The 13,162-nt window shown below is 59.7% G+C and carries 14 protein-coding genes; 1 reads left to right on the forward strand and 13 read right to left on the reverse strand.

Annotation, left to right across the window (positions count from 1 at the left end; genetic code table 11):
• Positions 1–45: 45 nt before the first annotated feature.
• Entirely contained in the window at positions 46–381 is a 336-nt protein-coding gene (locus HUN39_RS15525; protein ID WP_175095389.1) for a PadR family transcriptional regulator, read from the reverse strand.
• Positions 382–523: 142 nt separating this feature from the next.
• Here HUN39_RS15525 and HUN39_RS15530 point away from each other — a divergent pair, with 142 nt between their 5' ends.
• Positions 524–1,723 (forward strand): MFS transporter, encoded by a 1,200-nt coding sequence (locus HUN39_RS15530; RefSeq protein ID WP_175095390.1) that lies wholly within the window; start codon positions 524–526, stop codon positions 1,721–1,723.
• Between the two features lie 123 nt (positions 1,724–1,846).
• Here the strand turns inward: HUN39_RS15530 and HUN39_RS15535 are convergent, their stop codons facing one another.
• The 12 genes from HUN39_RS15535 to HUN39_RS19025 all read right to left on the reverse strand — a co-directional run.
• Positions 1,847–2,011: a hypothetical protein gene (locus HUN39_RS15535; RefSeq protein ID WP_175095357.1), complete on the reverse strand. Its 165-nt coding sequence runs from the start codon at positions 2,009–2,011 to the stop codon at positions 1,847–1,849.
• Between the two features lie 217 nt (positions 2,012–2,228).
• Entirely contained in the window at positions 2,229–3,203 is a 975-nt protein-coding gene (locus tag HUN39_RS15540) for a complex I NDUFA9 subunit family protein (RefSeq protein WP_232366140.1), read from the reverse strand.
• 415 nt (positions 3,204–3,618) lie between these two features.
• Entirely contained in the window at positions 3,619–3,837 is a 219-nt protein-coding gene (locus tag HUN39_RS15545; RefSeq protein ID WP_332310775.1) for an Lrp/AsnC ligand binding domain-containing protein, read from the reverse strand.
• 106 nt (positions 3,838–3,943) lie between these two features.
• Complete coding sequence (locus tag HUN39_RS15550; RefSeq protein WP_175095392.1) at positions 3,944–4,417, reverse strand: ferritin-like domain-containing protein; 474 nt, start codon at positions 4,415–4,417, stop codon at positions 3,944–3,946.
• A gap of 929 nt (positions 4,418–5,346) precedes the next feature.
• On the reverse strand, positions 5,347–5,538 hold the full coding sequence (locus HUN39_RS19700; RefSeq protein ID WP_408631415.1) for a phasin family protein: 192 nt from the start codon (positions 5,536–5,538) through the stop codon (positions 5,347–5,349).
• Between the two features lie 197 nt (positions 5,539–5,735).
• The gene (locus tag HUN39_RS15560) at positions 5,736–6,443 is read right to left on the reverse strand and encodes a superoxide dismutase (protein WP_175095394.1); all 708 of its coding nucleotides are present in this window, start codon (positions 6,441–6,443) and stop codon (positions 5,736–5,738) included.
• Between the two features lie 13 nt (positions 6,444–6,456).
• Complete coding sequence (gene chrA / locus HUN39_RS15565; RefSeq protein WP_175095395.1) at positions 6,457–7,929, reverse strand: chromate efflux transporter; 1,473 nt, start codon at positions 7,927–7,929, stop codon at positions 6,457–6,459.
• Positions 7,926–8,753, reverse strand: a complete 828-nt coding sequence (locus tag HUN39_RS15570; protein ID WP_175095396.1) for a chromate resistance protein ChrB domain-containing protein — start codon at positions 8,751–8,753, stop codon at positions 7,926–7,928. Before HUN39_RS15570 ends, chrA begins: the two co-directional genes overlap by 4 nt.
• 240 nt (positions 8,754–8,993) lie before the next feature.
• Positions 8,994–9,974, reverse strand: coding sequence for a YVTN family beta-propeller repeat protein (locus tag HUN39_RS15575; protein WP_175095397.1), 981 nt, complete (start codon positions 9,972–9,974; stop codon positions 8,994–8,996).
• Positions 9,975–10,735: 761 nt separating this feature from the next.
• On the reverse strand, positions 10,736–11,488 hold the full coding sequence (gene scpB / locus HUN39_RS15580; protein ID WP_408631416.1) for an SMC-Scp complex subunit ScpB: 753 nt from the start codon (positions 11,486–11,488) through the stop codon (positions 10,736–10,738).
• Between the two features lie 25 nt (positions 11,489–11,513).
• Entirely contained in the window at positions 11,514–12,596 is a 1,083-nt protein-coding gene (locus tag HUN39_RS15585; RefSeq protein WP_175095399.1) for a DUF1403 family protein, read from the reverse strand.
• Between the two features lie 167 nt (positions 12,597–12,763).
• Positions 12,764–13,162 (reverse strand): hypothetical protein (locus HUN39_RS19025; RefSeq protein ID WP_210267008.1); only part of this gene is annotated, 399 nt, incomplete at its 5' end.

Raw genomic sequence — 13,162 nt, forward strand, 5'->3', positions numbered from 1 at the left:
CGCCGGTCGCGACGAGGAGATGGCGGCGAGTGTTGCGAAAGGCGATCATGGGCGTCTCCTTCTAAGCTTCGGCGGCTCGTCGTCTTCGAACAGCTCGCCGAACAATTCCCGCACCTTCTGTTTCGCTTCGGCGAGTGCTCGGCGCCCTGCTGGCGTCGCTCGATAAAAACGGCGCGCCGTGCTGCCGCTTCGTTTTTCGGTCGAGGTCAGACAGCCTTTCTCTTCGAGCCCATGCAGGACCGGATACAGCGTGCCGGGGCTGATTTTGTAGCCGTGCCGCTCCAGTTCCTCGATCATGGCGAGGCCGTAGATCGGCTCTTTCGCCGCATGGTGAAGAACGTGGAGCCGGATCAGCCCAGCATAGAGATACTTGTCCTGCATCGACCCAGATGATAGTCGTATTGCGTTATCGGAATACGATAACGATAGCGCGACGCTAGCCCGTGTCAATGCTTTTCAGAGGGCAAAGCCCTCAAGGGGGAGCGCTCCATAACGACATGTGCAACACTTTCGAGGGCTCGCCATGGCTTTCTTGACCGCGCGGCGAATCTTTTCGGGGCTCTCTCGAAACACATTCCTTTTGGCCCTCGCCAGCTTGTTCGCCGACATTTCGACGGAGATGCTCTATCCCATTTTGCCGGTCTTTTTGACGCAGACACTGCACGCGACCGGTAGCGTCGTCGGCCTTGTCGAGGGTTTAGCCCAAGCCGCGCAAAACGTTGTCCAAGGCTTCTCTGGCGCGCTATCGGACAAGCTGCAAGAAAGAAAACCGATTGCGCTCCTTGGTTACTTCATGGCCGCGCTCGGCAAGCCGCTGATGGGTGTCGCTACGGTGTGGCCAGCTGTATTTGGCGCGCGCTGCCTCGACCGGCTGGGTTCCGGCATTCGCTCCGCGCCGCGCGACGCGCTAATTGCGTCTTCGGTCGACGATGAGAACCGAGGTAGAGCCTTTGGCCTCGAAGGCATCGGCGACAATGCAGGGGCGTTCTTGGGGCCGATCTTGGCCGCCTTTCTCCTCTATTCCCTGCATGTTGATATGCGCACGATTTTCTATGTGGCGCTCATTCCCGGACTTCTCGCCTTTCTTATGGTTCTGTTGGTGACGGCGCAGCCCGCCGCCGCCGCCGCGAAATCGAAAATCGACGCCAGTATTTGGCAGTTCCCCAAGCGCTACTGGGCCTATTTGCTGGTCACCGGCTTGTTCAATCTCGGCAATTCCAGTAACTCCTTTCTCATCCTCCGCACGCAGGATTTCGGTGTGTCGCTCGAAAGCACCATCCTCATTTATGCCGGGTTCAATCTGATCGCCGCGCTGATTTCCTATCCGGCGGGGGCTCTTTCCGACCGCTTTGGCAGAAAGAATGTCCTGCTTGCCTCTTTCATCATTTTTGGAGTCGCTTACCTCGGTTTTGCTTTAGCGACCGGCATCCTGATGATCGCGGGATTGTTCGTTTTCTACGGGCTTTACGAGGGTATCTTCCGCTCCGTGGGCAAAGCGTTCGCGTCTGACTTCGTCCCTGAGCATCTGCGGGCCGGAGGCATTGGCTGGTTCAGCACGACCGTAGGCCTTCTGCAACTTGTCGCCAGCATTGTTGCGGGGTTGCTTTGGGACAAGGTGGGCCACTCCGCTGTGTTTTATTATGGGGTTGGCTCCGCCGTCCTCGGCAGCCTCGCCCTTTTCTTGCTGGTTCCGTCGCAGCGGGCGCGAATCCCAACCGAGTAAACCGGGTCGCGAAGGTCAGGTTAGAATCTGTGGAAGCCTTTAGCGGCGCGCATCAGGAGCATCTGCTTTCTTCGAACTCAGATATTGATGGCCTAACAGCGCGGTGATGAAGTCGCTGTTTGATCAATCGGCCTCGGGCGCGGCGACGATGGCGAGTAAGGCCATTTCGCCGTCGATCTCGGCGACTATGACAATGGCCATCGCGACATTGGTCTGAATGACGAGCAAAAGTGCGTTTTTGGCGCTTGCGGCCTCTCTTGGAGTGCCGGCTCCGAACAGCGCGCGCATTAAAATGCCTAGATTGTAGCCCGCGACATGAACAAGATAGCGCTTGTGAACGTTTTCCAAGAGGACCGTCAAATTAAGCTGACCTTGAGGTGAGAAGTTCGCGCTGACTCTGCGCTCACAGGCGACGCGCCAAGATCGAGCGAAGCGCAAGCGTCTACGACGACTATTTTGCGGGCCGCCGACACGCCCTCAGATTGCTTGTTTCGCGGAACCAACTTCAACCCCTGGAACCATCGTCGAGATAGGCGGGGACGATCGCTGCGATTGGCTGCGGCGCGACTCCAAGTCCTTCCAACGTCGTTCCCGTGACTTTCGCTTCCTCCGAAACGACGTTGTCGCGGCGGAGCAATTCGACCTGATCAGTCGTCATGGAGAGCATTTTCGGGAACAGTCCGAGGGACAACTTACCCGCGATTTGCGTAACGCTCGCCATGAGCTTTCCGGTCTCGAAGCCGAGCGAGATGATATAGCGACGGCGCCTTGTAACATCACAGACATACTGAACCAGTTCGCGAAACGTCTTCACCTCGGGTCCACCCAGTTCGTAGGTTGCTCCAGGCGTCGCCTTTCCATCCAAGGCGAGAGCTATCGCCTGTGCGATGTCGTCCACGAAAACAGGTTGGAATCGCGTGCTTGCGCCGACCAAAGGCAGGATCGGCATAAGGCGCGCCATGGCCGCGAAACGGTTGAAGAAATCGTCCTCGGGGCAGAATACGATCGATGGACGAAAGATAATGGCTTGCGGCACAAGTTCATGTACCGCCGCCTCACCCTCGGCCTTGCTGCGCGCGTAACCGGAAGGAGAGTTCTTACGTGCGCCAATCGCCGATATGTGAACGAAGCGCGTTATGCCTGCTTCTTTGACTGCTTTGGCGACGGCGCGCGCCCCCCGCGACTGAATATCGGCGAATGTCTGATCGTCACTTTCGGTCAGGATGCCGACGAGATTGACTGCGGCGTCGGCGCCCTCGAGCGCGGCGGCGATCGTTTGCGCATCACGCAAATTAGCCTGAATTAGCTCGATCTGGCCTGGCTTCCCGTCCGACTGCAGATGAACGGCGAGTTCGGGCCGCCGGCATGCGATCTTGACGCGCCAACCGTTGTGGATCAGCGCCCGGACGACATGTCGTCCGATAAAGCCGGATCCGCCAAACACGGTCACCAGTCCCTTTCGCGTTTGATTATCATTCATCATGAGCCTCGCAATTGCGATGGAAGCAGGCGTCGTGTAAGAACCCAAATCGCTGCTCGAGGCGATTGCGCCCGATAGCGAACCTCTTATTCGCCTGCGTGGCCGTCACAATGTCAGATAGGGGAGCGGTGGCGCGCGTCGTGGTCCCTTGAGGTTCTAGTGAGCCTGCTTTGTCAAAAACGCGAGATCAATCGCGTCCGCCAAGCCGGCGTTGAGAACTTCGATGGACGCCTTCTTCGCATTTGCCGACATGTCGTACTTGCTACGATGCGCTTTCATGTGGATGCTCGTTGGCGCTCTTACCTCATAAAGCTAAGCTCGCAGACGCGAAGCGCAAGCTGCTCGATGCCACTCATGACCACGCGCCGCACCATCTCCGAGTTCGACGCTTGCAAATCGCCTGGTCTAGAGACGGTCAGGCGGAGGCAAGCAATAGACTGGTCTCGCTTCTCGCGACTCCCTCGATTGTCCTGACGCTCGAAAGCAGCCGATCGAATTCCACCAAGTTTGCGACCTCGATTTCCGCGATCAGATCGAAAGCGGCATCGGTGCTGTGATGCGCATGAATCTGCGGCAGTTCGTGGAGCGTTTGTCGCGCCATCATGCCGAGCGCCAGTTTAGTCAGAGTGCTCACCGCTACTCTCTCCTAACGCGGACAGGAAAGTGATTGGATGGTGACGCACTCCTGCAGGTCAGAAGCTCCCTCGGCCGAATACGCTGGCGGCCTGAGAATAGGCTGATCAATGACCGGAGAAAACGGAGACGTCCCCAGGCTTTCGCAGCATCTTGTTGACCTCGCCCTGATGCAGCTCTTCTGTGTAGATCATCGTGCGCGCATATTCTTCCAACATCACCGACACACCTTCCACTTCCTTGAGTAGGTCACGGTAAAGCTGCAGCGCAGCTCCTTCGTGATCCAGGGACTCGCGCAGGATATCGCCGATATCATGTTTGTGGGTTTCCAACAGCGGGCCAATTGCAAGCGATGGATGCCCGCCGAAGTGGGTGATCAACTCGCCAGCCTTGTGTGCATGAGCGAGAGATTCGTCTGCTTGTCCCCGCAACCAGGAAATGATGGGAAGCCGATTGTAGCCGAACACCATGAGGGAATAGTGCGTATAGCGCACCACTCCGGCCAGCTCACTTTCCATGATATGGTTGAGCATGGCGATGACCTTATCGTTTCCTTTCAACGCATTTTCTTTCTTGATCATGCCTCTCTCCTGATTTTAAAATCGCGAGGTATGCCGCCTGAGGTTACTCACTATGGCTGACCCCTTAACGAAACGAACCGGGGGCTCCGCTCGAAGAGCAGCTTAGCACCGACCTACCGATTCCTGCGAGCCTAGGCGCAGCGAATAGCTTGCAGCAAATGGGCCGCGGCACACCACAAGTTTCCATCGGTCTTGTTCGCAGCGCCTGCGCGAGAGCCGATAGGCGCGACTGAGCCAGGGGGGCGCGCCGCTTCGCCCCCTCGTTATGGCGACCTCACCGCATCGCCAATCGTGGCGCTTTGCAGCGCGCCGCTGGTGCGGGTCGCCTCTTGCGTTCCAGTTGGTCGGAGGCCCGATAACGGTCGCGAAAGGTTCCGGGCCGACTTGACGTGATTGAGAATAAGGTCGCCCGCGGTTGGCCCGGTTAGTCTGAAATTAGGTAGCCTTGACGCAGGCTTCGCATCTTAAAGTTAGCTCCTATATGTTTGTTTGGCGGGAAACAGAGGATTGGTCACGCGAGCGATTCTAAGGCTCACGATACCGACGGCGGATGGTAACCGCGCGAGAAAAGACGGGCCCAATGCGGAAGTTGAGCTACTGCCTGTCGCGAATTCCGAATATCCCCAAAAAGGGTCTAAGCACCGCAATGCAGGCAATGTGATGAGCAAAATAGAGAAATTGCTTCGAGATATCCATACGCTCAGAGAGTCGATCCAAATCGACTGGGACGAACTTTATTCAAATCCCCTCAGGGAGGAGGAGAGGAGAGAGATCCGCACCCATTTAGAGCTATGCCAAACCGAGCTAAAGTTCCTCATTGAACGACTGAGAGCATTTGAAGACGGTCCTTCAAATTAGGACACTACCCCAAGCGCGGATGTAGCGACGGACGTTATTGCATTGAAGTCGCGGTGGCGCTGCGAAGCAAGTTAATCCCCGAGCCCCAATACCACTGCATCGTCTTCTTTTGAAGTGGTCTTGTTCACCAGCACCGACAACTCATCGAATCGCTCCGTCAGCGATTCAAATTGTTGTCGAGTGTAATCGACCAAGACATTTGCAAAATCAGTCGGCGACTTCGCTGCCGACAAATCGCCTGCGAATTTAGAGACCGAATTGATATTGGCGGAGCCGACGGCTCACCGACCTCCCCTATCCCCTTCCGTCTCTACCCTGCGCTCCGGCCGCTGCGGCCATCAGCGCAGCGATTGGTCGACACAAGCCGCGCGCGCTTCGGGCGAGATCGCACGGAGGTGGAGGAGAAGATTCGGCGGTTTCTTGTCGGGTGACGCTCCACGGTTCATTCCACATACGTCTGCTATCCCCTGCTATATTTCTCGTAGACACCATCGGCATTTGTCCAGTTGATCGCGGCCATCACCGTCTTGACGTAATCGCCGGCCTTCGCGCCGAAATCCATCTGATAGGCATGTTCGAACATGTCGAGGACGAGTACTGGATCGCCACCCGCGATAGATTGTGTGTGATCATTCGCCCACGAATTGACCAGCCGCTTACCGTGCTTGTCATATGCCAGAATGACCCAGCCGGAGCCGCCGCCAAGCGCCTTGCCCATGCCAACGAATTCCGCGCGCCAGCGATCAAAGGAGCCAAAATCGCGCTCGATCGCTTCGTTGAGTGGCGCGCTCGGTTTTTTGCCCTCGCCCAAGCCCGCGAAATAAACTTCATGCAGGATCATCGAATTCGTGGCGATGAGTTCCTCGCGCTTTAGACCGTTGACTAGGAATCCCGGCGCTTTTTCAAAATCGAGACCCGCCAATTGCTCGGCGATTGAGTTCAAACGTTTGACCGCCCCGACGTAATTGTTCTCATAATGCGAGACGAGAATTTTCTCTGACAGGCCTCTGATGCTCTTGGGATCGAACGGCAAGGGCTTGGCGGTATGGACAACGCTTTTTCGGGTCGTGGCGGGCTTGTCCTCGGCTTTCGCTGCGTTCGCGCCGAACGCCGCGCTCGCTGTGGCAGCGGCCGCGATGAAATGTCTGCGATCGAGATCATGTGTCACGTTCAGTCTCCTTTCACTTGATGACACTGCCTATCGGTGCATCGCTCAGGCGCTCGCCTTTGCTAGCGAACGATTGATGATCGGCGCTCAGCGTTTGTCCGGCGGCCTGCGAGGCGCCGGCAAGGTACAGCAAGACGCCAGCTATCGAGCAAAAGGCCAGTGTGCGCGGCACGCCTAGGTCGAGGTGGAAAATGGCGAGTGCGGCGCTAAACGTGAGAAGCAGCGCCCACGGATCGACACTCGATAGAATGGGCGCCTCGAACGAGAATCCATAACCTCGTACCGCCACAGCCTCTCGAAACATGGCATGGATTGCAAACCAAATCGCCAAGTTTAGGATGACGCCGACAACCGCCGCCGTGATGGCCACGAGCGCTCCGGCGAGCGCCTTGTCGCCGCGCATTTTTTCGACGAAGGGCGCGCCGAGGAAAATCCACAAGAAGCATGGCGTGAAGGTCACCCATGTCGTCAGCAATCCGCCGAGCACGCCGGCGGCGAGCGGCGGCAATGCGCCCGGTTGGCGGTAGGCCGCCAGAAATCCAACGAATTGCAGCACCATGACCAGTGGCCCGGGCGTGGTTTCCGCCATGCCGAGACCGTCGAGCATTTCGCGCGATTGCAGCCAGTGGAAATTCTCGACGGCCTGTTGCGCGACATAGGCGAGCACCGCATAGGCGCCGCCGAAAGTCACCATCGCCATCTTGCTGAAGAAAATAGCAATCTGACTGAAGACATCGGCGTGCCCGAGTGACAGGAGCAGTGCGGCGACAGGCGCGAGCCAGAGAACGAGCCAGATCGCCGCAACCTTCAGCGCGCTTGCGACCGAAGATGTGGCGTGAATGGGAAGTTCATCTCCGAGCAGGCTGTCGCCATCAGCAGCGCTCTTCGCGCTTCCATGTCCGCCGCCGGCGAATTCAGAGAGCTTCGCTTTCCCTCCAAAGTAGCCGATCACGCCAGCGGCGAAGACGATGAGCGGAAAGGAGACATCAAAGAAGAAGATTGCGACGAATGCTGCGGCGGCGATGCCCTGCATCACGCGGTTCTTCAGTGCCCGCTTCCCCACTCGGAAAACCGCCTGGACGACAATAGCGAGCACGGCGGCTTTCAGGCCAAAGAATGCTGCCGCGACGAAGCCGACCTTGCCGAACAGCGCATAGACGATGCTCAACGCCATAATCGCCGCCACGCCGGGCAGGATGAATAGCCCTCCCGCCATAACGCCGCCGCGCGTCCCATGCATCAACCAGCCGACATAGGTGGCGAGTTGCTGGGCCTCTGGGCCAGGCAGCAACATGCAGTAGTTGAGCGCATGCAGAAAGCGACTTTCGGACAGCCATCGCTTTTCCTCGACGAGAACCCTGTGCATCAGCGCAATTTGGCCGGCGGGGCCGCCAAAGCTCAGCAGAGCGATGCGCGCCCAGACGCCCAATGCCTCGCGCAACGAGACGCCGTGATCCGCCGCCTGAATTTTCGTCGGCGCGTTCATGGGGTTTTCCCGGATTTGGTCGCCGGCCAGTTGTGTGGCTCATCTGTCGCATCGCGACACCATCGATAAAAGGCGTCATAGAGCGCCAATCCGGTTTCGAGCTGTTCGAGATCGTCGGGATACATGCGCGATAGGCCAAGCGAAGCGGCAAGGAGCCCCGCTGCCTCTGGCGCGAGGTCAAGCCGCGCCGTATCCGCGCCGCGCACGATGATGGCAAGCCTTTGCAACGGCTCCTGCGCAAGCCCCCACTCGTCCAGCATCGTATCGAAAGTGCAGCGCTCGCCACGATGGCTCCAGAAGGCGCCTTCGATATCGAAGGGAGCAGCAGAAAATCGTTCGGCGACGCCTTGAACCTCCGCCGCCGAGACGAACAAAAAGACGGCGGCCGGATCGACGAAACGACGGATCAGCCAGGGACAAGCGATGCGATCAACCTTTGGGCGCGCGCGGGTAACCCAAACGGTGCGCCCCAACGCGTCGCGCGTCGGCAGTTTAGCCGCCGGCACGAGCGGCCCATTCGATTGCGCCCAGGCGACATGGCCTCCGATCAACACATCGGCGGAGTCGACGCCAGCGTGTCGCAGCCACGCAGCGACGCCTTCGCCGAGATCGTCGCCTTTCTGGTCAATGACGACGGCAGCGCGGCCGGCGAATTCGCTGGCCCATTCGGCAACGGAAGCGTGAGGGCGTCGCACTGCGCCGGGAACGAAGCGTGGATCGCTTTCCCATTCCCCGTCAGTCCGCACATCGATGAGGGCGGGACAATGCGGGACGCCGATGAGGCGCGCGAGCTTATCGTGAGAGATGGCGTTGATTGACGACATGATGCGCCCTTGGTGAAAAACCGGACGCGATTCTTGGGCATGTCGCCTCGTGGGGAGATCGCTTCCCCATGCGGCGAGGTTACATCAAACCTACCCACGACTGTCAATAAGGTCTCGCCAAGAACGAATATCGTGCCCGACACACGAGAGACTGACCCTTTGCGAGACGGTGCATTTTCCAGCAGAGCGTCCTGGCGACGGCATGTGCGATCGCCTTGAGCAACCGGCCTGAAAGCTCGCTCAACGTTTTACGGCGACGCCCTCGGGCGCCTTGGGAACGGAAACTGTCTTGACCGCCTCGTCCGTCTCCGTATCGATGATCGAGACGCTGTTGGCGCCGGTGTTGGTAATCAAGAGCCAGCGCCCGTCCCCCGCGAAGCCGACACCGTGACTACCGGCATCCGGCGCGATCGAAATCGTCTTGACGATCCGGTTCGCCGCGAGATCGATCTTCTGCACCGTGCCAGCGCCGTCATTTGCGACATAAGCGTATGATTGATTTGGCGCGACCGTGACCTGAACGGGACCGGCGTCCGTGGCTATGTCGGTAAGGCGTTTGTGGGTTTGGCCGTCAATGACGGCGACATGATTGGCATTGTGACATGCGACATAGATGCGCTTGCCGTCCTTAGTCGCGCCCGCGCCCAAGGGACCCGCCCCGACCGGGACCGTGGCCAATGTCTTGCGCGTCGAACGCGAGAGGACGCTCACGTCGCCGCCGCCGTAATTCGACACGAACAGCTTATCGCCCGAGACGAGGGCGAAATGGGGCATCGATCCGACTTTGACGACGCCCATTGAAGCCGCCGCCTGGGCGTCGAAAATCTCCACCCTGTCGTCGAATTCATTGGTGACGTAAGCCTCGCGGCCGTCCGGACTGAAATAGGTATGGCGCGGCCCTTTCCCTGTCGAAACGGTTTTGACGACACTGTTCGATTGCGTGTCGATGATCGACACGGTTCCGGCGTTGTTGTTGGTCACCCATGCCTGCTTTTGATCGGGGCGAAGCGCGATGTTGTGGTTGTGGATACCTACCGGGATTACTCGTTCCGCCGAGCCCGCGGCGAGGTCGATCGCCGTGACGACGCCGCCAAACCAGGAGGTGACATAGGCCGTTCCTTTCAAGGATGCGGGAGCTTGCGCCAACGCTGGCGACGCGCCGCAAGAGGCGAGAAGGATGAACACGGGTATCGCATTATTTAGGAAGGTCGCGCGGGTCATGGGCATTCCTCCTTCTCAGAGTGCGTGACGAAGCGGGAATTGTGATCGGAAGATCGACAAGGCAATCGCCCGGAAAGGCGATGAGGTGCCGGCCGAGAAATTTCTGGCAGCGCGGCAGGCGGCAAGGATCAGGCTCTCGAAGAAGCATCTCCGCCGGGCGCATTCGCGAGGAAAGATTGATGCATATAAGGACATGCCGCGTCCCTCGCTTTGAAAAGCTGGACGCGATTCTTGGGCATGTCGCCTCGTGGGGAGATCGCTTCCCCATCTGAAAAACTTACACCGAAAGGCCCCCCACGAGTCAACGTAACTGTAAAACAAAAAGCGGCGGAAGCCTGCGTTTCCCGTTTGTGAACGTTCCAGGCCGGGATTTGCAACGCCACCGCGCTCAAGTAGTCGGACATGCCCCGCCAAAGCTCGGCACGCCGCGCTGTAGCCTGTCGCATTGAGCGCGGCAGATGCCCGACGCGGCCTCCATAACGGGAAATCCCCGGAAGATCCTTCTTCAACGCTGAAGAGTGTGGAGAGAACACGACGACCCGAAGCTTCTGGGTGTGGCTGCATCGCTGGGCTGGTCCGAGCATGGCGGAATTTTTGATCCTCGTCGGACTAACCGGTAGGGGCAACGCACATGCCTGTCGCGATAGCATGCAAAACGCTATTTGGATTGAGGGCGAATAATTTCACCGCAGGCCTCCCGGTCGACGCGCATTCTTACGAGAAACGCAGCGCTGCATTGCCGCGTTCGTACGACTTCGGAATTAATCCGACTCTTCGTCGATGTCCTCCACGAGTTCAGTCACGTCCTTATCTCTAAGGTCCAACATGCCGTCCAGCTTAATTTCATTGGCGGAGCACTGCAGCAGTCCGGCATCTTCGAGCTTTTCGATGTCGGGCAAGTCACGCAAACTTGCGAGTCCAAAAACTTCTAGAAATTTCTTCGTCGTGACATAGGCGTAAGGTGCGCCCGGTTGCGGCGCGCGTGGGCCTGCGGCGATGAGGTCGAGATCTTTCAACCGACCGATGACGTCGCGGCTGATTTCCCTGCCCGCGAGGTGCGACAGCTCCGCGCGCGTCGCCGGTTGCAGATAGGCGATCGCCGTCACGGTGAGGAGTTCCGTCGGCGTCAACGCCGGCGGCCCGGCGGCGCGGGCGTCGTTGTTCAAGACGCGAATGGCGTCGGCGTAGCGCGCCTTGGTGCGCAGCTGCCAGCCGCCGGCGACGTGGACGAGTTCATAGGGTCTCGCACGCAAATCGTCGCGAATGTCCGAAATCAGGTCGTCGAGATTGCAGGCGCGCCCGACAAGTCTGGCCAGCGCCTGACGCGTCACTGGCGACGGCGAGGCGAAAATCGCCGCTTCGACGCGTCCCATCCACTCGCGCCAGCGCATGACCTGCGGCAAATCGGACAGGTCGGCGTCGAACAGCAGGTCGGCACCCTGCCCTGACGCGCGACGGCCGGGCCGGTTGCGCGTCTCTGTGGACGCTTCGCTGTCAGCGTGCGCCGTCTTCATCGACCGCATGTCGACGTCCTTCTCATCACAGTCCGTAGAGTCGAAAATTGGCACGCCCGGAGAGTTCGCGCACGGCGCCGAGCGCAACCAGTCGATCGAACAGACGCCGCGCGGCGCGATCGGAAAGGCCCGCCGCCTTGGCCGCCCGCGCCGGCGAAACGCAATCATCGGCAAGCAGCAGTTCGACGACGCGCAAAGCCTTTTTGGCGCGCAATTTTGGCGCGACGCTCAACAGTATATTGGAACGCCGCGACAGTTCTGCCGCCAGCGCGTAAGCCTCTTGCGCCGCGCGCGCCGCAGCGCACGCGACGCTCGAAGACCAATCGGGATCACTCGGACGTGGTCGGCGTCCGGTCGCCGTGCGCATCGATGGATGTGCGATCGTCGTCGCCAACAGCGGCAGTGGCGCTTCCCATCGCAGACGTTGCGCCAATACGAGATCAGCGAGCCACAACGCAAACATTTCCGCGTCGATTTGCGGCGCATCGTCAAGGATGTGCAGAGCTGCGGTGCTCACACGCGTCGCAGCATTGAGCGGATTTTCAACCGTCGAAGCCTCTCCTACGAGCGCGGCAAGCGCCGAACCATCGATGTCCGGCGGCAGGTCGAGACATTCGGCGGCGGCGCGCATCAACGGCGCGTCAAGCCGCGCCGGACGCGTCGCGAAGAGACGCCACAGGCGATGCAGGCGTCCGCCCGGCGTCGGTGCGGCGTCAAAGCCGGCGAGATGCTCGGCGTCGCGCAGCGCCGCTTCGTCTTCACGCAGCCGCGCCATCGCGGCGCAAGTGGCGGCGGCGCGCAAGGCGAGACGCTGACGCAACGCGCCGGCAAAGGGCGGCTCGGCGCTGCTCTTGCCGGCGCTCGAAACATCGGCGCCGGAGTGCAGAATGTGATCGAGGAACGCGAGCGCTGCTCCGGCGCAATAGTGTGTGTTGGGCGCGTCATGGGCCGCGCCGCCGCCGGCTTTCGCCCAATGCGGAAAAGCCTGGATTTCTAATGATTTTGACGGTGTTGCCGCCTCCTCGCTGCGGGTTGGCGCGCGCCGTTTCTTCGTCGCGCGCGACGAAGATTCAGCATCAAAACATCCGTGCGAATCGATTTGCGGCATGGGTGAATCGTAGCGGCGGAATGAGTCCGGCGGCAAGTCGACGCGGCGTTTTGTCAGCTCTTTTTCTGCAAAATCCGCCGCGCTTGTCGTCTCTCTTACATGTCCGATAATGTGCGCTTATCGGACATGATTCGAGACCCCAACAATGCCGGGCGTGTCGCTCGCTTTTAATCGCTGGACAGCGTTCCGAGGCGTCGGATTTTTCGCCTCCGTTCACCCTCTATTCCTGGACGCTCACCCTTAATCGCTGGACGGCGCGCCCCGCCCGGAGAGAACGCTTCGCGCATGAGGCGGCCCAGGAGCCGCTCGCGCGCGGTTGCGGCGCTCGGCCGGCTCCGCCATTCGGGACTCGCCAGAATGTTCTCGGCCAGCGACGCATAGGCGCTCGCGGAGCGCGTCGAAATGGCGGTCCGAGACGCCAATTGCGCGGGCCGAGACCGCGTCCACGTCTTCAATTGCTCGATCTCAAATCGCGGAGCTCCGAAAACCTCGCGCGCGCCGGCGCGATCAAGGAGCTGCGCCACGGCGATCCAGGTCGTAAGGCGCCAGTCGCGCGACGCGCTTGA

It is taken from the genome of Methylocystis silviterrae (assembly GCF_013350005.1).
Taxonomy (GTDB): domain Bacteria; phylum Pseudomonadota; class Alphaproteobacteria; order Rhizobiales; family Beijerinckiaceae; genus Methylocystis; species Methylocystis silviterrae.